14 protein-coding genes are annotated in these 19,474 nt (G+C 48.8%); 4 read left to right on the plus strand and 10 right to left on the minus strand.

What is annotated here, in order from left to right; genetic code table 11:
• Window position 1 precedes the first annotated feature (1 nt).
• On the plus strand, window positions 2-682 hold the full coding sequence (locus HGH90_RS16225; RefSeq protein ID WP_168763053.1) for an ABC transporter ATP-binding protein: 681 nt from the start codon (window positions 2-4) through the stop codon (window positions 680-682).
• Between the two features lie 3 nt (window positions 683-685).
• Here the strand turns inward: HGH90_RS16225 and HGH90_RS16230 are convergent, their stop codons facing one another.
• From HGH90_RS16230 to HGH90_RS16270, 9 genes are all read right to left on the minus strand, one after another.
• Complete coding sequence (locus tag HGH90_RS16230; protein WP_168763054.1) at window positions 686-1,213, minus strand: 5' nucleotidase, NT5C type; 528 nt, start codon at window positions 1,211-1,213, stop codon at window positions 686-688.
• A gap of 158 nt (window positions 1,214-1,371) precedes the next feature.
• Complete coding sequence (locus HGH90_RS16235; protein WP_168763055.1) at window positions 1,372-2,133, minus strand: DUF1080 domain-containing protein; 762 nt, start codon at window positions 2,131-2,133, stop codon at window positions 1,372-1,374.
• A 70-nt stretch (window positions 2,134-2,203) separates the two neighbouring features.
• On the minus strand, window positions 2,204-3,355 hold the full coding sequence (locus tag HGH90_RS16240) for a Gfo/Idh/MocA family protein (protein ID WP_168763056.1): 1,152 nt from the start codon (window positions 3,353-3,355) through the stop codon (window positions 2,204-2,206).
• A gap of 28 nt (window positions 3,356-3,383) precedes the next feature.
• Window positions 3,384-4,424, minus strand: a complete 1,041-nt coding sequence (locus HGH90_RS16245) for a sugar phosphate isomerase/epimerase family protein (protein ID WP_169191550.1) — start codon at window positions 4,422-4,424, stop codon at window positions 3,384-3,386.
• A 23-nt stretch (window positions 4,425-4,447) separates the two neighbouring features.
• Window positions 4,448-5,659 (minus strand): hypothetical protein, encoded by a 1,212-nt coding sequence (locus HGH90_RS16250; RefSeq protein ID WP_168763058.1) that lies wholly within the window; start codon window positions 5,657-5,659, stop codon window positions 4,448-4,450.
• Between the two features lie 10 nt (window positions 5,660-5,669).
• Window positions 5,670-6,731, minus strand: a complete 1,062-nt coding sequence (locus HGH90_RS16255; protein ID WP_168763059.1) for an aldose 1-epimerase family protein — start codon at window positions 6,729-6,731, stop codon at window positions 5,670-5,672.
• A gap of 11 nt (window positions 6,732-6,742) precedes the next feature.
• Window positions 6,743-9,445, minus strand: a complete 2,703-nt coding sequence (locus tag HGH90_RS16260; RefSeq protein WP_169191551.1) for a c-type cytochrome — start codon at window positions 9,443-9,445, stop codon at window positions 6,743-6,745.
• Window positions 9,446-9,551: 106 nt separating this feature from the next.
• The gene (locus tag HGH90_RS16265; RefSeq protein ID WP_168763061.1) at window positions 9,552-11,033 is read right to left on the minus strand and encodes a RagB/SusD family nutrient uptake outer membrane protein; all 1,482 of its coding nucleotides are present in this window, start codon (window positions 11,031-11,033) and stop codon (window positions 9,552-9,554) included.
• Window positions 11,034-11,057: 24 nt separating this feature from the next.
• Window positions 11,058-14,180, minus strand: coding sequence for a SusC/RagA family TonB-linked outer membrane protein (locus HGH90_RS16270; protein ID WP_168763062.1), 3,123 nt, complete (start codon window positions 14,178-14,180; stop codon window positions 11,058-11,060).
• 244 nt (window positions 14,181-14,424) lie between these two features.
• Here HGH90_RS16270 and HGH90_RS16275 point away from each other — a divergent pair, with 244 nt between their 5' ends.
• The 3 genes from HGH90_RS16275 to HGH90_RS16285 all read left to right on the plus strand — a co-directional run bounded on the left by HGH90_RS16275 (window position 14,425) and on the right by HGH90_RS16285 (window position 17,041).
• A complete protein-coding gene (locus HGH90_RS16275) occupies window positions 14,425-15,180 on the plus strand; it encodes an SGNH/GDSL hydrolase family protein (protein WP_248277023.1) in 756 nt (251 codons plus the stop codon).
• On the plus strand, window positions 15,181-16,212 hold the full coding sequence (locus HGH90_RS16280; RefSeq protein WP_169191552.1) for a serine hydrolase domain-containing protein: 1,032 nt from the start codon (window positions 15,181-15,183) through the stop codon (window positions 16,210-16,212).
• A gap of 313 nt (window positions 16,213-16,525) precedes the next feature.
• Window positions 16,526-17,041 (plus strand): exonuclease domain-containing protein, encoded by a 516-nt coding sequence (locus HGH90_RS16285; protein WP_169191553.1) that lies wholly within the window; start codon window positions 16,526-16,528, stop codon window positions 17,039-17,041.
• 8 nt (window positions 17,042-17,049) lie between these two features.
• Here HGH90_RS16285 and HGH90_RS16290 read toward each other — a convergent pair whose 3' ends face one another.
• Window positions 17,050-19,404 carry an ABC transporter permease gene (locus HGH90_RS16290; RefSeq protein WP_169191554.1) on the minus strand — a complete coding sequence of 785 codons (2,355 nt, stop codon included), beginning with the start codon at window positions 19,402-19,404 and terminating at the stop codon, window positions 17,050-17,052.
• Window positions 19,405-19,474 lie beyond the last annotated feature (70 nt).

The following is a 19,474-nucleotide window of genomic DNA, read 5'->3' on the forward strand; positions in this document are numbered from 1 at the left end:
GATGAGCGAAGTTATTCTGCAGGCAACACATATCACGAAGTATTTTCATGACCCGGTAACCGTACCGGTGCTGAACGACCTTAGTATGTCGGTGAACAAAGGAGAATTTGTTTCGGTAGTAGGTAAGTCGGGCTGCGGCAAATCCACGCTATTATATGTGTTGTCTACGATGGATACTGATTATGAAGGAGAGCTGTGGATTGAACAGCAGCTTGTAACAGGGCAGAAAGAGAAGCAATTGGCGCGCATACGCAATGAAAAAATCGGTTTCGTATTCCAGTTTCATTACCTGCTCAATGAATTCAGCGTACTGAAGAATGTGATGTTGCCAGGACTTAAGCTCAATAAATATTCCGCCGAAGAAATAGAGCACCGGGCCATGGAACGGCTCAAAATGCTCGATATAGACGAACTGGCGTTAAAGGGCGCCAACCAGTTATCCGGTGGGCAAAAACAGCGGGTAGCCATTGCCCGCGCCCTGATCAACGATCCTGCCATCATCATGGGAGATGAACCTACCGGTAACCTGGATAAGAAAAATGGCGAGATTGTATTCGATATCTTTAAAGAATTGGCTACACAATATCATCAAACGCTGTTGGTCGTTACTCATGATCTGGAGTTTGCGCAAAATACCAATCGTATCATCGAAATGGAAGATGGAAAAGTGATCCGTCAATAGCTGTTACAGCAGCTTTTGGGCGGCATCTTCCCAGTTTAATATCCGTTCATAACCTTCTATATGCACATTGTGGTGACCATGATAGAGATACGCTTTCCCTTTGAAAAAGGTAAAGTTACGGATCAGGTCATCGATCATAATGTCTGTTTGTACAATTGATTTATCGCCGCAAAGACAGAATTGCTTCCAGGTGAGGAAAGGAAAATGTTCCTGTAGCCAGTCGTATTTGTCCCGTAAGGAATCGGGAAACTCCATGGCGGCAGATACGATGTAGAGTTTATACTTCTGGTTGAGTGCTTTCAATACTTCCTTTGCATCGGGGAATACATCCAGGTCGCGGAAGAATCCCGGTGTATTCAGGTATTCCTTGATCTTGTCTTTGTGTTCGGGTGGTACTGCTTCGGTGAATGTTTTGCCGTGTAACTCTTCAGGAGTAAATGTTTTTCCGTAATCCCTGTAATACCATTCCCTGGCTTTTTTAATAGGATCGGCAATGGTTTCGTCCATGTCTATGGCAATAGATAGCTGCATCGTTTCCAGATTTATAGAGCTAATATAGTAAAAGAAGCAGAAAGGTAAAAGCAGAAAGCAAAAAGCTATTGTACAGAAGAACTTAGCGAGTATATAATGCTCGCTTTGATCATTTCTTTCAATAGCTTTTTGCTTTCTGCTTTTCGCTTTCTGCTCCTCTACAATTGCTTCAGCATAATTTTCCGGTATTCTACTTTCATTGGCGGGCCTACATGCACCTGTACACCCAGCAATCCTTTGGATTTACCGTTTACTTTGTCGTTGTCGGTCACATCGCTCATCAACACGCCGTTGATGTAATGCTGGAGGCGATTGCCTTTTATAACAAGGTGACAGCTGTTCCAATCTTCATGTTTGATTAGGGTTTGCAGCGAGTCGCTGCTGCCCAGGGAGCCGGTTACAATGGCGGCGGTCCAGGCATTATTTTTTATGCCATCCGCTAAAGAAGCTGTAGGCTTGGGGATGGTGGTAATCTGCCCGCGGTAAGCCAGGGTAGTGCGTCCCCGTTCTTCATAGTTTTGCCCGGTATACCGGTTAGCGCCGTCTATATCGGCTTGGTAGCCTTTGAGAGCGTGAGGAACGTTGTCTACCCATACGCTGCGGTAATTGATGCCACTGTTGCCGCCACCGGTAATCCTAAACTCACAGGTGAGTTCGAAGTTAGCCGGTTGCCCGCCTTTCCATACCAGGAACGTATTGGTTTTAAGCAGGGTTTGTGGTGTGACCTCTCCTACGAGGCAGCCGTTTTCCGCCCGCCAGTGGATGGAGTCACCGTCCCAGCCCTTTAATGTTTTGCCATCGAAGATGGAAACAAAGCCGGTGTCATTGCCCATGCTGTTGCCGGTTTGACAGCTGCTGGCGGAGCATAGCAGTGCTGCTGCGGCTAATGGCATAAACAATGTCCTGTATCTTTTCAGCATAATTGATATTTTAAATGTTTGTTTTTCGTATATCCTTTGGAGATATATTTCGTTTGCCCGGCGCCGTTAGTTACGCTGCATGGGTATCTTTCCACGTACCGGTATCGGCAGAGTCCAGTACGGCCTGGCAGACCTTCTGTGTTTCAAAGGCTTCGCGGAAGGTAGGCGAGCAAGAGCTGCCATCTTCCAGGCTTTTGAGGAAGTCGGCCACCTGGTGTACAAAGGAATGTTCATAGCCAATGCCCAGTCCGGGCACCCACCATTTATTCATATAAGGCTGATCCCCATCTGTTACATGGATAGACCTCCATCCTTTCAGCGTAGAGGCGTCGGCGTTATCGAAGAATTCCAGGCGATTCAGGTCATGCAGGTCCCAGCGGATGGAGGCGTGTTCGCCATTGATTTCAAATGTATATAAAGCTTTATGTCCGCGTGCGTAACGTGTTGATTCAAATAGTCCTAAAGAACCGTTGCTGAAGCGGCACATGAAGGAGCATGCATCATCGATATTAACTTTTTCTACCTTACCGGTAAGCTGGTGCATGCGTTCTTTGACGAAGGTTTCCGTCATGGCCGACACGGTAGTGATGCTGCCATTTAGCCACAAGGCAGTATCGATGCAGTGGGAGAGCAGGTCGCCCAGGACTCCAGAACCGGCTACTTCCGCATCCATGCGCCAGAGCCCTTCGCCGCCCTGGGGAAGACTGGCGTTGATAGTCCAGTCCTGCAGGAAGTTGGCGCGGTAGTGGAAGATGCGACCCAGCTTGCCGGAGTCGATGATTTGTTTGGCCAGCGTTACCGCAGGCAACCGGCGATAGTTGTACCATACGGTGTTGGGAACTTTCGCTTTTTCTATCGCGGCTACCATATCGGCCGATTCCCGGAGGGTACGGGCTAATGGCTTCTCACAAAGGATCATTTTACCAGCAGCGGCGGCGGCAATGGCAATTTCTGCGTGTTTGTCATTGGGGGTGCAGATGTCAACTGCGTCGATATCGTCCCGGGCAATGAGCGCTTTCCAGTCTGTTTCTACCGACTCATAGCCCCACTGTTCCGCGAAGGCCCTGGCCTTGCTTTCGGTGCGGGAACATACGGCCTTTAGTACCGGTTGGTATGCCAGTTCGGGGAAGAAGTTTTTTACCCGCAGGTATCCGTTGGAATGTGTCCGGCCCATGAAACCGCATCCTATTAATCCTATCCTCAGTGCTTTCTTTGTTGTCATAGTTATCTCTCGTTAGGTGATTGAAAAGCTATTCCTGCCAGCCGTGTTGCGTTCTTACAGCGATCATGGCCGCCAGTATATCATTCCAGGTTTTTGCCTGGGTCATTACGACATTGGGAAACATGCAGCCATCCCAGCAAATATGACGAAAGGCCTTTGTCAGCTGCCCCTGTTCATCGCGCAGCCAGTTGCCGGCATCCACCGGGATGTTCAGCTTGCCGTTAGGATCGGTGGCCAGGCAATGCCGGCCGGTCTTGTCGTGCGAGCCGGTGCCATGAACAGTGCCATCGTTTTGTGCTACATGGAAATCAATGGTCCACGGGCGTAATGCCCGGGTCAGCTGTCGAAGGCCCGCTGTCAACGCTTCCCTGTCTTTCCAGTCGAAATCCGCCGGCAAGATCCTGTCTTCCGGACTATTATATCCCAGTAAATACAGGAGGGTATGCGACATGTCGGCCTGGAAGCCAATATTAGGGCGATTCACCGCTTCTAAGGTATCTACCATGGCTCGCCAGCTATGCATGCCCCCCCAGCATATTTCGCCTTCTGCGGCCAGCCTTTCGCCGTAGTCCGCCGCTACATCACAGGCTTCGCGGAACGTGGCAGCAATTAACTGGGTATTGGCAGCGGGGTCTTGGGCCCAGCTTTCGGGAGAAGTGGCGGAGTCGATGCGTACGATACCATGCGGACGTATACCCAGTTCCCTTAGCCGTTGACCAACGCGGCAGGCTTTACGCACCTGTTCTACAAAACGGGCCCGGTCTTCTTTATTGCCCATAGCAGATCCTCCGCTGGGAGGCCAGATGGGCGCTACCAGGCTGCCTATCTCCAGTCCATAAGACGCTACTTTGTCGCACAGCCGCTTCAGGTCATCATCACTGCTATCCACCGGTACATGCGGATCAAATAGACCGATGTCGATGCCATCGAATTTGACACCGTCTACTTCGGCGGCAGCCGTCATTTCCAGCAGTGTATCAAATGAGATGATGGGTTCTGATCCATCGCCTTTGCCTACAATACCCGGCCAGGTGGCATTGTGGAGCTTTGGGAAATTGTTATTTTTCATCACGTGGGTGTTTAATGGGTGAGTTACAACACCAGGTCAGGATTACCCGGACCAAAATGTTTCAGCATTACAATAGGATCGGTGGCGGAGGTGTTTATAATTTTTACCCCGGCCGTCGCTGCCGCCTCACTGACAAAATACTCATCATGGGTCAGCTGTCCATAGCGGATCAGGGAAGGAGTTTCAATATCCCATACGCCCATCGTGCCATGTCCCTGCATCATGATCATGCCATAGGCTGCGCTGTCTTTGATTACCACTGTGGCGCCCGGCGCTATGGTCAGCTCTTTGGCGCTGAAAGCAGCCGATTTATAACATACCCAATTTTCCGTATAACCTTCCCCGTTAGCAGCCAGTTTGGGCGGCATAAAACGGTTTTGGAACTGATTGGGATCAACATTCAGTTCCCAGTCAATCACGTCCATGAGCGCGTCATAGTCGCCTATGTTTTCCTTCGGAGTGCCGTTCCAGAGCAATACTTCAGGCACAATCGCCTCATTTACGAGCGACTGGTACATAGCAAATACGTCGGAAGCTTTTTGTGGTTCGTAGGTACATAAGCTACCGGGCGCATGTAATAAGCCAGGCGGTACATCCCAGCCTGTGCCGGGTTCCAGGCGATATGCCTGTGAGTAGTTGGTGATTTTATTATCGCCTTTGGTGAAGTTCACCAGGCATTCCCTGATCTGTTCACGGCTGGTACCGGGAGCAATACCCATGAAGGTATAAGGGAAGTCGCCCCCGTGATTATTCAGCTGCGGGGGGAAATAGTAGGCTTCCGGTTTGCCGGCCTGGCCTATCAGCGCCGCTTTTTCATCGTTGTGATGTATGTGATGGGGCAGTGGTCCCATGTTATCGAAGAACTTGGAATACATAGGCCAGGCGCCATATTCGTTCCATAACCGTTTTCCGATCAGCTGGTCTTTTAACTCACTGATGGCATCTTTCAACAGGAACTGCCGCGTATTTTGACCATCCTGCCACACCACCATGCTTAATCCTTCATTTTCGCCGGTTAACGGGCCGTTCTTGGCTGGGGTGGTGGATGACAGCCAACGCTCATCGATGCCGCCACGTTCGCCGCCCAGGACGTAATAATCGTCGGGATGTAATTTAATCCTGCGTCCGGGTACACAAAACGACCGGGGCACCCAGGTAGGCGCTAAGCGAAGAATACCTTGTCCCTGTTCAAGCGCTTTTTCGGCGAAACTTATTTTTTCCTTTGCTTCAATCATGTGTCGTGATTTAAAGATCAGTGAGAAATTGTTTTATCGTTGCTTCGGTATGCCATACATCCAGTTCCAGGTCATACCGCCGGCTTTTGCCGGGTTCGAGAAATAATAGGGTCCCTTCCCGGCGGGCTTTGGCCTGGCCGGTAGGGGGATGGGTACCGGGTTCCAGTCCCATCACATATTCGCCTTTACCCCAGTGTTGCCAGTTGGTAAGCACCGGCAGCTGCGCTTTTTTGAAGCGCAGGGATACCGCCAGCGGCAGGCGGGCATTGTGTACACCGCAGGTACACCAGCCCTTTGCATCTGCTTCAGGGTCGATGATCGCGGCTTCTTCTCCGCCGCCAGCGTGGCTATCCAGTGGCGCCATTCCCTTTTTATAATTATGGGTGTTATTGAAAATATGATCAGGATTGCCTGCCCTGGAAGTCCAGCTGCCTTTCCACAAAATATCGGCGCCTTCGTCTACCAGCGGCCAGCCAAAGTTGAAGTGATACAACAACATATGTGGTACAGTCGTATTACCGCGATTAATTACTTCGTCCTGTACACGAATGCCCGCAATACCCAACGTCCCGGAAATGGTTCGTTTCAGCCATAGCTGCGGACCTAACGCCTGTACCTGGGATATAATACCGGTAATGCTCATATCGAAATTACCGGCTACAGGATCTGGCTGTATAATGGAAATGATTTCTGCCGGTGTATTGCTGATAGGACCATGCAGGCCACGTTCTCCATATTCATCGGTTTCCGGTCCGCCTACATGCATCAGCCCACAGGTGGTCATCAATCCACCACCAAAGGTTTGGAGCCAGTCCAAACCTTTGTCTGTTAATCTTTGCGGCGGTATCACCCCGCCATGGCTCAGCCAGGCGAGGCTATGTTGTTGGTAAAAGGCATCCGCGATATCCATGGCCCGGTCCAGCACCACTTTATAACGCAAGCCGGTGCCGGTATTGATCCAGGCGATACGGGTGCCCCTGCCGGGACCATTGTCCAATACCGCCGTTTCAATACCACCCAACTGTAAATGGTTGGATATTTTATGAAGCCATGGTTGAGGTGATGAGGTCATCCGCGCGTGGTTTATTTTTTTGAAAGTTCTACCGGGTGTTTTGCAGGTAGAAAGACAGAATCAGATTTATTGCCGCCTGCTTTGAGGTATGCAATGAGGTCCCTCAATTCCTCTTCGTTCAGGCGGTTAATTAGTCCCGGCAACATCACCGATACGGTAGATGCTTTTGTGCCGGCTACCTCTTTCTTCGGCAGCTCACGTACTTCCTGTGGTGCAAAAGGATTCTGGGAAATAACGTATTTGTCTTTATCCTGGCTCACCAGTCGCCCTAATACGGAACCGCCGTTTTTCAGGGAAAATACGGTAGCGGCATATTGGTCTGAAATAGTTTTGCTTGGATCGATGATCGCTTCGAGGATATCCTTGGTAGAAAAGCGGGTGCCCAGCTGTGTCAGATCCGGACCAGCCACACCACCTTCACCGCGCATGCCATGGCAGGAGCTGCACAAAGCGGTGGCAAACATAGCGCGGCCCTGTTCAAAGTTGCGATTTGTTAAGCCGCTGTCTACTACTTTCACTGCTTCCTCCACGGTCCAGCGCCTGCCCGGCCCTTTCGGCTGCGGAAAGCCCTGAGCCAGGTTGCCATTGCTGTTGAGCAGCGAATCACCGGATACCTGGTTGAAGTGCGCGTACTCGCTTTTCGGAAGGTTGTCCAGCGCATTTTTCCTGGCATTATTGATAAACCCAATGAAACTATGGCCTCCTTTAAACGTGAAGGCATGGTAGAACCACTGGAAATATTGTTCGCGTAAGGCTGGTGTCCAGCCGTTTTTAGCCTGGCTTAATACGGTGGCATACCAGGTTTGTTGTAACGGAGGCATTTTGGAGAGCATACCTGCGATGTCGAGTCCATACTGCGGGTTACGCAAAATCAGGTCGGCCGATTGCATGGCGGTTTTCTGTGCAGCGGTATCATCTTTTGCTACTGCCAGCAAAGCCATGGTTTTTTCTACGGATTTAGGTGCATCCAGGTACACCAGCACCTTGCTCAGGGAACGGTTCAGGTCATTGTTACTGGCAGGATACTGTGGATCGAGGTAGGCGGCCACCTGTCCGGCTAACGTAGCATCAGGTTTACCCATGCGTACGAAAACCAGCTCAAATGCACGGAGCAGATCAATCTGCTGGGAAGGCGATAACTGTGCATAGTTGATGGTCATCAGTTGCGGCAGCAGTATTTTCTTTACATCTTCCTTACCCTGACGGGCCAGTGCAATGCTTCCCTGGATGAGTGTTTCCGGATCTTTCTCCTGCAATACTTTATTTTGCCACTGGCTAACGGGTTGATTTTCTATGGCAATCCTGGCGGCAAAACGAATAAAGCGGTCGTTGTCTTTCAGGTATGGCCAGGCAAAATCTACTGCGCCCGCTTTGGGGCCGCCATGAAAGGCTTCCAGCTGTTTGCGTATATTGGCGCCGGCAGTAGGCGCAGTTACCGGCAACGGATCGTTGCTTTCCTTGTTGTCTTTGTAGTATACACGGTACAGATCTGATTCCAGCCGGCGTCCACCGGTGAGGAAGTACAGTGCGCCATCCGGACCAATAGCGCCATCGGTAAGTGGTAGCGGGGAACCGGACAGGAATTCTTCGGCACTGGCTTTATAAGATGCGCCGTCGGGCTGCAGCTGGATAGCATAGATGATGCCGAAGCTCCAGTCAAACGCAAACAACGATTTACGGTACTTCTCCGGGAAACGCGCCTTGCCACCGTAAATCAGGTTGGTGGGAGAGCCCTGGCCGATATTCAGTAACGGAGGCAGGTTATCCGGATAGGCCGGTGACCATTTTTCAGTACCTGGGCGCCAGCCATATTCACTGCCACTGGTAACATGGCAGATACGGGTGGGTCGATACCACGGTGTTCCAAAATCCCACTCCATGTCAGAATCATAGGTGAACATATCCCCATTATCATTGAATGTAAGATCGAACGGGTTGCGGTAACCGGAGCTGATCAGCTCCCAGTTGGTGCCAGTGGAATCGAGGTGCGCTATCCATCCGCCATGCGTATTTACCGTATTATCATGACCGTTAGGATCCTTAATAAAAGGAAATACGTTGTCGATATTCCAGGAAGGCGGCACCTTATAGTTATTCATCTCCGGTATTTTGGTGAAATTACCGGCGATCACATAAATGGATTTTTTGTCCGGAGAAAGAACAATGCTGTGCGGGCCATGTTCTCCTTCTCCTTCCAGTGCCTTTATCAGCGTGATTTTGTCGAACTGGTCATCGCCATCGGTATCCTGCAGGCGATACAAGCCACTGCCTTTATTGAAGCGGTCGTCGCTGTTGTGGTTTACCATTACATACAGGCTGTTGAAAGCATATAGCAGTCCCTGTGCATAGCCCATCGCTACCTTTTGGGTAGAGGTATCGCCACCGATAATGAGCTTTTCAATTTTCAGCTTGGCGGAGTCTTCTCCTACGGCAGGCAACTGTAGCCGGTACAGGTAGCCGTATTGATCCGATACAATCATGCGGCCCTTGTCGTCGAATGTCATGGATACCCAGGACCCCTGCTTGTTATCGCCGGGGCTATACAGCCGTTCTGCTTTAAAATTGTCAGGTAATTTCAAAGCATCAATTTTCCGGTTGCCGGTTTCTTTGTTTTTTGACGTTGAGTCGTTGCCGTTATTGCAGGCCACAGCTGCTATTACAACAGTGGAAATAAGCGCCAGTAGCCTGAATGGTTTTTTGCGTAACGTGGTCATAAATATTTACTTGAATATGTTCCTGAGTTGATACTGCCTGTATGGGTCTTCCGTTGACTATAGCTGTAGTAATATAGTAAACGTTTCTGCCTTTTTCTAGTTTTTTTTACCAACCTTGATTCTGATCAAATTTATTCAGTCGCACTTCTCTTTCAGGAATCGGATACAATAACTGGAACGGCTGTATGTTATAAGAAGCAGGGCTCAGCCTGGATAAACGTTTCTTTTCTTCGATACCATGCGCGGTCATTACTGAGATGGCCTTACCGGTGCGCAGCAGCTGGTACCAGCGTTGATCTTCAAACGCCAGCTCTACCCGTTGTTCATGAAATACGGTATCGCGGAAGGCCGCCTGGCTCAGAGCCGGTAGCGGATCCAGGCCGGCACGTTTGCGCACGGGATTAATATACTGCAGTGGATCACCGTTGCCGGTTTCATTCACCGCTTCTGCCAGCATCAATAATACCTGTGCATAACGGTACACCGGCCAGTTTTCGTTAGACCGTCCATCTAATGCATAAGGCGGATGATAGAATTTTTTAATTAACGGCAGCTTACCACCGAAAGCCACGGACTCAGCAAATGCGGCGTTGGTGGGACTGTCGTACATATAGATGGAAGCATCCTTTCTTTTGTCTTTAGCTTCATAAGCGTTTACAATGCTGGGGGTAGGAATGTTGTTGCCGCCCAGGTTACCGTTGAAGCCCGTGAGATCTTTCTTGCCGTTGCGTGGCCCGAAAGTAAAAATGAAGTTGCTGCTTTCTGTTTCCAGTCCTGCATTATACTGCACGGCAAAAACAGATTCTGAATTATTTTTCTTAGCCGGATCAAAATTGTCTGCATAATTATCTACCAGCGAATAATTCAATGTAAGCACCTGTTGCAGGGTGGTTACCGCCTTGGCATACTCTTTCCTGGTGAGATATACATCGCCCAGCAGCGTCAGCGCAGCACCCTTGGTAGCTCTTCCTGTTTCGCTGGAGGCATAGGTGGCAGGCAGTCCCGCGGCGGCATCGGTAGCATCGGCAATGAGCTGTGTATATACTTCTTCTACGCTGGCACGCTTGGGAGTGGAAGCCTCTTCCGGGCTGGCTACTTCTTTCACCAGCAAGGGCACTGCTCCGAAAAGGCGTACCAGGTGAAAGTAATAGAGCGCCCGGAGGAATTTGGCTTCGCCGAGGTACTGTTGTTTAGTTGCGTCGTTAGCAAATTTGACGTTATCAATACGGCTAATGATGACGTTGGATTGCTGTATATTTCTATATAGTTGTGCCCAGGTATTATTCACGTAGTTATTGCTGGCGGTGATCAGGAACTCGTCTATCTCTTCCCTTTGCTGCGCGCCGCGATCACTTTCATCGTACTGATAGTTGGTATTGTCTGACCGCATTTCTGCCATGGCCCAGTAGTCGCTCTTGTACAGGTCCTGCAGCACGCCATAACAGCCATTTACTGCACGCAGCACCTGCGCCTCTGAAGTATAATAGTTGGATCCGCTGGAGAAAGAGTTCGGTTTTACATCGAGCATGCTGTTACAGCCATTCATGGCAATCGCCAGGAGCGCGATTAATGATATTTTAGTTTTCATGTTGCTATGCTTTTAGAGGCTGAATTAAAAAGAGAGGTTGGCGCCGAGTGAGTAAATTCTTGGCACAGGATAGTTGGAATAGTCTATACCCGGTACCAGTGCGCCACTGCCGCCCTTGCCCAGGTAGTTGGTCACTTCCGGATTGCCGCTGTATTTGGTAAACAGGATGGCATTTTGCACACTTACATATAAGCGGGCGCTTTGTACAAATCCGAATTTTGGAAAGCTGTATCCAAGCGTGATGTTTTTTATCCAGGCGTAGTTGTTCTTTTCTACTGTCAGGGAGCTTACATCGCGGTACATCACACGGCCACGTCCGGAGCCATTGGTGGTTGGCACTTTGCCGTTGCCTGGATTTGATTCAGATCTCCAGCGGTTAGCTACATCTTTCCGCACGTTAAATACACCATCTATATTGCCATTGTAGTCATTCGTGGCGTGTAAGCGGTCGGCTCCCATAGAACCTACTACCAGCACCCGCAGGTCCCATTTTTTATAAGAGAAGGTATTGGTCATGCCCCAGTTAAAGTCGGGATACGGATTGCCGATGATAGCGAAATCCTCCCGGGGATTAATCACCCCGTTGCCGTTGATATCTTTAAACCGGATATTACCCGGGATAGCGCCGGGGAAGGCAGGGCCTTTATCTACTTCTGCCTGGTTTTGATAAATACCGTCAAATACATATCCATACAGCATGGCCAGTGGTTTGCCTACTACACTGATGTTGGTAGGATTACCCTCGCTGCTGTTGCCGGAGTAAATAGGCGCATTGTCTTTACCCAGTGCCAGCACTTTGTTGCGGTTAAAGGCGATATTGAAGTTGGTGTTCCAGGTAAGCGATTTGGTTTCTATGTTCCGGGAGCTAATGCCAATTTCAAGACCCCTGTTTTCCATATCGCCTTTGTTTTCTGTTACGTTGCCAAAGCCGCTGGACTGCGGAATTTCTACGTTCAGCAACAGTTCCTGGGTATTTCTTTTATAGGCATCGATGGTGAGGTAGAGGCGGTCTTTCAGCAATCCAACGTCAACGCCTATATTTAGTTCTTTCATTTTTTCCCAGCCCAGGTTGGGGTTGCCGAGCGAGTTCATCACGCGACCGCCGGCCAGTGCGCCACCGAGTACATAATCACTGGTACCGATATTGCTCATGTAAGAGTAGTTGCCAATATTAAAGTTACCGGTAAATCCATAGGAGGCCCTTACTTTCAGATCGCTGATGATGCGGGAAGACTTCATGAATTCTTCCTGTGATAGGCGCCATCCTAGCGCTACAGAAGGAAATGTGCCCCAGCGGTTGTTGGCGCCGAACCGGGATGAACCATCTGATCTGACAGTAGCGGTCACCAGGTATTTGTCCTTGTACGCGTAGTTAACCCTTGCAAGATATGACAGTAGGGCCCATTCTGTTTTGTCGGTACCGCCGGTGATGGTAGCAGCGGCGTTTAATGTTTTGATATCATCGTCCGGATAGTTGGCCCCGTTAAAGCCGGCATAATTTTCTTTCTGTGATTGTACGGTATATCCCAGCAAACCGGTAAAGGCATGACCATTGCTGGTATTGTACTGGTAAGTAAGCGTGTTTTCATTCAGCCAGTTCAGGTAGTTACCGCTGGAGTAGTTGCCACTGGGGATACTGGGAGGTGCTGCGTTTGTATTGCCAATGGTGGAAGGCCGGAAGTACTCTGCACTACCTTCCTGGTAGTCGACGTTGAAGGTGGACTTAAATTTCAGATTCTTAATAATTTCATATTCACCGTAAGTATTGAACAGTATACGGGTGCTTTTAGACCGGTTCACAATTTCATTGAGCATCATTACCGGGTTGGGTAAACCGAAAGTACCCGGACTTTGTATGAAGGCGTTATAGCTGCCGTCTTTATTATAGATAGGTTCTATGGGGCTGGCAATGCCGAATACGCCGTCGCGGCCTTCGCCGTTGGTGCCGCCTTTGCGGGTGGTGTAGGAGGGGGCTACATTAAACCCTATTTTAAACCGGTCGGAGAGGCTGGCATCTACATTGGCCCTGACAGAATAGCGCTGGTAACCGGAATTGATGATCACACCATCCTGGTTGAAGTAACCGGCAGATACATAGGTTCTTATTTTGTCGTTACCACCGCTTACACTCAGGTTGATGTCTTGCATAGGTGCTACGCGGGTAATAGCATCAAACCAGTTGGTGCCTTCGCCAATCAGTTCAGGATGGCGATAAATTTCCGGGATGTCAGCATCGGTAGGTTCGCGATGTTCGGTGAAACGTATATTATCTTCGATCGATTCTTTCCTGAATTGCGCAAATTCCTGTCCATTCATCAGGTTAGGACGTCCCTTTTGCGGAATCCGCTGAGAGCCATAATTGGCGGAAAGCTGCACGGTGGGGATACCGGAGCTGCCTCTTTTGGTAGTAATGAGTACCACGCCATTTGCTCCCCTGGAACCGTAGATAGCAGTGGCAGATGCATCTTTCAATACCGCCATGGATTCGATGTCCTGGGGATTAATCGCATTCATAGGGTCTGATACCTGGTCGGAAGAGGAAGCCAGCGGGTAGCCATCTACTACATATAGTGGCTGGCTGCCTGCGCCCACCGCACCGATACCACGTACCTGTACCTGCGGGCCGCCACCGGGAATACCATTGGAAGTACTGACCTGTATGCCGGCAATCTGTCCGGATAAAGCCTGGTCAGGACCTGCCACCGGCATGTCTTTTACATTTTTCATAGACACGATGCCTACGGATCCGGTAACGTCTTTTTTCTGTTGGGTACCATAGCCAACTACTACCACCTGGTTGAGCACTTTATTGCTCGGCTCCAGTTGCATGCTTATTTTAGTGCGGCTGCCCACCGCCACTGTTTTGGAAATGTACCCGATGATACTGAATACGAGTGAATCTGTGCTGGCGGCGGCAATGGTGTATCGGCCATTGGCATCGCTGAAAGTTCCCTGGCTGCTTCCTTTTACGCCGATAGTAACGCTGGGTAGCGGGGAATTGCTACCGGCGTCGGTAACCTGTCCGCTAATATTGCTTTTCTGCGCATAACTGTCGTACGCACAACAAAACATGAATAACGAGAACGTTGCGCCAAAAGGTACGAAAATGAGTGGTCGTTTACGATAAAGGCTGAATGCTTTAATCATAACAAGTGGAATTTGTGGTGATGAAACGGCAATGATTTACGGAATCCAATTTAGTCGAAGAATAATACATTCCTGTCCTGTTGTGTCCTGTACTGTCCTGTACTGTCCTGTATTCATACCCCATTTTTAGAGGACTTTCGGATGAATGGCGTATGAAAAGCACAAAAAAAGCTTTAATTTTCGCTTCACTTATCCGATGTTAAGCATTGCAAACCGGAAGTATATCGCTTATAAAATCCGATCCATGAGAATGAAAAAACTACGTTTACCACTAGTGGCATTATTTGCCCTGTTAAGTGCCAACACTTTTGCCCAACAACAAACAGTAGACACGGCCAAACAAAGAAAACAGTTTGAGGAACTGATGAAACAGGATTGGGCCTGCCTGAAATGTTTCCAGGAAGAAAATACCAAAGTGGCGCCGCCTAAGGCAGGAGAGCAACGGATCGTATTCATGGGTAACTCTATCACGATTGGCTGGAAGAATGCCCACCCTGAGTTCTTTGAAGGGAAACCCTATATCAACAGGGGTATCAGTGGGCAAACCACCTCCCAGATGCTGATCCGCTTCCGGCCTGATGTGATTAACCTGAAACCCAAAGTGGTGGTAATTTTAGCAGGTACCAACGACATCGCCGGCAATACAGGTTATACGCCGGTGGAAACTATCTTCGGCAATATCGTATCTATGACGGAGCTGGCGAAGGCCAACGGTATTAAAGTGATACTGTCGACGGTATTGCCGGTGTATGAGTACCCATGGAGAAAGGGTATGGGTATCGATGCTGTAGGGAAAATCGCGGATCTTAACCAACGCCTGAAAGACTATGCCGCAAAAAATAATTGCGTATATCTTGATTATTTTTCTGCTATGGAAGATGATAAAAAAGGCCTGAAAGCAGAGTTGACCTACGATGGCGTACACCCGAATAAAGCCGGTTACCTGGTGATGGAACCGCTGGTGGAAAAAGCAATTGCAACTGCGCTCAAAAAGAAATAAATGCTGACACGGACATTATTGCTGGCGGGAATATTTTCCTGTACTGTTAACCTCCTGGGCGCGCAGCAACGTTGGGCGCCCGCTATCGACTCCATCCTGGCAGTAAAGCAGATCCGCGCCTTCAATGGCGTAGTGCTGATTGCAAAAGATGGGAAAGTTCAATATGAAAAGAGCATCGGGTATGCTGACCGCGAAAAAAAGCGTCAACTGGATATGGACAGCCGCTTTATTATTATGTCTGTTACCAAGCAGATAACCGCGGTAATGGTATTGCAGGAAGCAGAGAAGGGGCGTATACAACTGCAACAAACGTTGCGTACTTACCTGCCGGATTTTCCCGATAGGTGGGCAGACACTATTACGGTTCATCAGTTGCTGAACCACACTTCCGGCGTGGTTTGGTACGATCAGCCGCTGGCATTTACGCCTGGTTCCCGTTATGCCTATTCCAATTTTGGATATGCGCTGCTGAAGCAGGTATTGGAAAAGGTGACAGGGCAACCTTACCGCGCATTAGCCAGTATCCTGTTTAAAAAATGCGGCATGTCGCATTCCGGTGTGGCTGGCCAGCTGCCGGCCATACAGGGGTATGCCTACAGCGAAAAAGTTCCCGGGGACATATTAACGCCGAAAGATACTATCCCCGACTTCCTGTTGGCAGGAGCAGGCGTAGTGTCTACCGCAGGCGACCTCCTGCGCTGGAACCAGCATTTGCATGGAGGAAAGTTATTGAGGGATAGCAGCTATCAGGCTATGATCACTGCCTGGCAGCACCGCGACCACAGCATATTAGGCAGGATGGGCGCCGGCTACGGTGTATTACTTACAGATGATAAAAAAGAGATAGGACATACCGGTTACATGTCGCAATTAGGATTTACGACCATCAACCTGTATTTCCCGGCTACCCGAACCAGTATGATTGTGTTGGAAAATGTGGCGTGGAAAGAGTCAGACCTGCCACATGGATTTTCGTTCGAGAAAGACATCCTGTCGCTGATATCGCCGGTGGCAAAGGAAAATCACCGGTAACAGCATTTTATCACGATAATTTGTTAAAATTTTCTCAACGTGTTTTTTAATCCGGACATTTTCCGCTAACTTCATTTCTCACCAAAGAAAAGGAGGTATTCATGTTATCTACAGTATATTCATGGACACCTGCGGTTGATTTAGTTTAACCAAAGGGGGCTCCATTTGAGCACTGTTAACGCTTTGGCGTTAAAGGCATCCTGGCATTGCCGGGATGCCTTTTTCTTTTACCGCAGGGGCCGTAATATTATATTTTATATTTTTGTGAGATGAATAATGAATTGTTAAACCCCCAAACTAAAATTTAAGTAATATGGCTTTTATTATGGTGGATGTAGAGTGCGATGGCCCTATCCCCGGCGACTACTCCATGATTTCATTCGGTGCCGTACTGGTAAATGATGCGCTGGACGAAACCTTTTATGGACAATTAAAACCTATATCTGACAAGTTTATTCCCGAAGCATTGGCTGTATCCAACATTACCCGTGAAGAAACCCTGACCTTCGGCGATCCGGTAGCGGTAATGACACATTTTCGTGACTGGATTACTTCGGTCAGTAAAGATCGTCCCATTTTTATCAGCGATAACAACGGCTTTGACTGGATGTTTATTTGCTGGTACTTTCATCATTTCCTGGGTGAAAACCCCTTCGGACACAGCTCCCAGAACCTGGGCAGCATGTACAAGGGCCTGATGAAGGACACGTTTGAAAACTTCAAACATCTGCGCAAAACCGCGCATACGCATCATCCCGTAGACGATGCCCGGGGAAATGCTGAAGCCCTGCTAACCATGAAAAAGGAATTGGGGCTCAAAATAAAATGATAACCACCTTATCGCAGGTTTTGGGCCGGGTTCACCAGCCCTGCTTTAATTGCCTGGTAAGCAATGGTGATAGCAGCAATAACGATCGATAAAATAATTGCTACCAGGAAAATACCGCCGCCAATATGCATCTGGTAGGCAAAATGTTCCAGCCAGTGTTGCATCACGTAGTAAGTAAGAGGCGCAGCGATGCAGAAAGCAACAATGATCAGGATAATAAATTCTTTTGCAAATAAGCCCACAATACTCCATACTGTAGCGCCTAATACTTTTCGGATACTCATCTCTTTGGTACGTTGTACCGCCGCATAAGCTACGAGGCCATAAAGACCAAAGCACCCAATCACGATGGCCAGGAAAGAGAAAATCCGGAAGGCAGTGTATATTTTTTGTTCCTGCCTGTACATATCTGCAATCCGATCGTCAAGGAAGCGGTAAGCAAACTGGTTATCAGTAAAAATAGCCGACCACACCTTGTCGATGGCGGCAATGGTCTTACCCATATCCGTGGGTTGAATCCTGATATTCACTGCGCCGAATGCGTCAGGCTCATTGATCAGCACACAAGGCCTTCTTTGTTTATACCGCGATTCACTCTGAAAATCATGCACTACGCCGGTAATGAGACAGGTATTGCTGCCTAAGTTGAAACGCTTCCCAATGGCCTGTTGCGGAGTTTGTATATGTATCTTATGCATCAGGGTTTCATTCACGACCACTTGTCGCACCGTATCGCCTTCCCTTTGCCGGTGAACATTTTCTCCCGCCAGTATTTTCATATCAAACATGGGAAGATATTGCTCGTCGATGAATTTAATTTCTGTAACATCATTTTTGGTGATACCAACATCGGGACAAGTAAACGGCGCAAAGGCATTGTTGGACACCGGGTCACCGGAGCCAAAACTCATTTGTTGAATTCCCGGATTTGCGGCCAGTTGCTCACGCATCACCTCCCGTTTTGTTTCATCCGGTAAAGGGATAGAAATCACTGCTTCTTTATTGAAGCCGAGGTCCTTATTTTTCAGAAAATCCATCTGGTAGCCCACAATCAATGTTCCGGCAATGAGCACCTGGGAAATGCCGAATTGCGCGGATACCAGCACTTTACGAAGCCCTAATCCTTTGAAGCTGATATTCGTGTTAGCTTTTAAGGCATTGGTAGGATTAAAGGCTGCCTGTACAAAAGCGGGATATAACCCTGCCAATAGTATAACCGTTACCGTTATAGCTGCCAGTAGCCCCAATATGACCGGTTGCAACAGCTGGGAAACCGGTATTCTTAAATCCATCCAGGTGGCTACCAGAGGCAGGAGCAGTAGCGCCGAAATAAAACCAAGTATCACCGATATCAGGACGAGTACGGCCGTTTCTGAAAGGAATTGTAGCACCAGCTGTCCACGGTAAGCACCCAGCACTTTGCGCACACCGGTTTCCCGGGCCCGCCGTATGGCCTGCACTGTAGCCATATTGATGAAATTGATACAGGCCGTGATGATGATGAACAAGGCGATAGCCGCCAGCCCCCAATAGGTGGTTTTGCTGGTAGTGGTGTTACCAGGACTGGAAATATAGCGTTGGTCGAAATGAATATCTTTTAAAGGCTGTAGGATCAGCCTCGTGGTTTTACTGATATCAGCCCCCCAGTTTTTAGCAATGAAACCGGGCAGCCTGCGTTGTAGCTGTTCAATAGTGTAGTTTTCTGGCAGCACCACAAAGGTATTGCCACCCATAATGCGGAAGAATGCGTTGTCGGTTAATACCAACTTCTTTACGGTTTCAAAAGACACCAGCATCGAAAATACAAGGCTGGAATTCGGTGGTACGTCTTTAATTACACCAGTAACCTTCAGATCGAACTTATTATCGAGGTTAATGAGCTGCCCAATGGGGTCTCTATCTCCAAAGTATTTCTGCGCAGTACTCCTGGTCAGTACTACTTCATTAGGCCCTGATAGAGCATTACGCGGGTCGCCGGACAACCAGCTAAAATCAAATACCCGGAAGAAGTCGCCATCGGCAAAGGCATAGCCTTTCTGATTGTACCGGGTGTTCCCCACTTTCATCAACCCTTTTTCCCGGTACCAATACTGCGATACCAGCGGCAGTTCGGGAAAATCATTTCGTATCGCCGGTGTAACCGCCATAGACACGCTGGGATTATAATCCAGTTCGTTGAAGGTAACCCGGTAAGTGCGGTCTGCTTTCTGGTGGAAACTGTCGTAACTGAGCTCGTTCCTTACAATCAGGAATATGATCAGGCTGGCGGCTATGCTCAATGCCAGTCCAAAGGCATTCAGGAAGGTGTAGCGTAAGTTATGGCTGATGGCCCTGGTGGCGGTTTTTAGGTAGCTGAGAAACATGTAATGGATTTTATGTATCAGTCAATTCCATCACTATTTTAAGACCAGGATTCCGTAACTGTATTTTTAG

Origin of the sequence: Chitinophaga sp. Ak27, assembly GCF_012726295.1 — a bacterium.
Taxonomy (GTDB): domain Bacteria; phylum Bacteroidota; class Bacteroidia; order Chitinophagales; family Chitinophagaceae; genus Chitinophaga.

What these genes read in the sequence shown, in the direction of transcription:
- HGH90_RS16225 (WP_168763053.1), top strand. Translation starts at nt 2, where the DNA reads ATGAGCGAAGTTATTCTGCAGGCAACACATATCACGAAGTATTTTCAT.
- HGH90_RS16230 (WP_168763054.1), bottom strand. Translation starts at nt 1,213, where the DNA reads ATGCAGCTATCTATTGCCATAGACATGGACGAAACCATTGCCGATCCT.
- HGH90_RS16235 (WP_168763055.1), bottom strand. Translation starts at nt 2,133, where the DNA reads ATGCTGAAAAGATACAGGACATTGTTTATGCCATTAGCCGCAGCAGCA.
- HGH90_RS16240 (WP_168763056.1), bottom strand. Translation starts at nt 3,355, where the DNA reads ATGACAACAAAGAAAGCACTGAGGATAGGATTAATAGGATGCGGTTTC.
- HGH90_RS16245 (WP_169191550.1), bottom strand. Translation starts at nt 4,424, where the DNA reads ATGAAAAATAACAATTTCCCAAAGCTCCACAATGCCACCTGGCCGGGT.
- HGH90_RS16250 (WP_168763058.1), bottom strand. Translation starts at nt 5,659, where the DNA reads ATGATTGAAGCAAAGGAAAAAATAAGTTTCGCCGAAAAAGCGCTTGAA.
- HGH90_RS16255 (WP_168763059.1), bottom strand. Translation starts at nt 6,731, where the DNA reads ATGACCTCATCACCTCAACCATGGCTTCATAAAATATCCAACCATTTA.
- HGH90_RS16260 (WP_169191551.1), bottom strand. Translation starts at nt 9,445, where the DNA reads ATGACCACGTTACGCAAAAAACCATTCAGGCTACTGGCGCTTATTTCC.
- HGH90_RS16265 (WP_168763061.1), bottom strand. Translation starts at nt 11,033, where the DNA reads ATGAAAACTAAAATATCATTAATCGCGCTCCTGGCGATTGCCATGAAT.
- HGH90_RS16270 (WP_168763062.1), bottom strand. Translation starts at nt 14,180, where the DNA reads ATGATTAAAGCATTCAGCCTTTATCGTAAACGACCACTCATTTTCGTA.
- HGH90_RS16275 (WP_248277023.1), top strand. Translation starts at nt 14,425, where the DNA reads ATGAGAATGAAAAAACTACGTTTACCACTAGTGGCATTATTTGCCCTG.
- HGH90_RS16280 (WP_169191552.1), top strand. Translation starts at nt 15,181, where the DNA reads ATGCTGACACGGACATTATTGCTGGCGGGAATATTTTCCTGTACTGTT.
- HGH90_RS16285 (WP_169191553.1), top strand. Translation starts at nt 16,526, where the DNA reads ATGGCTTTTATTATGGTGGATGTAGAGTGCGATGGCCCTATCCCCGGC.
- HGH90_RS16290 (WP_169191554.1), bottom strand. Translation starts at nt 19,404, where the DNA reads ATGTTTCTCAGCTACCTAAAAACCGCCACCAGGGCCATCAGCCATAAC.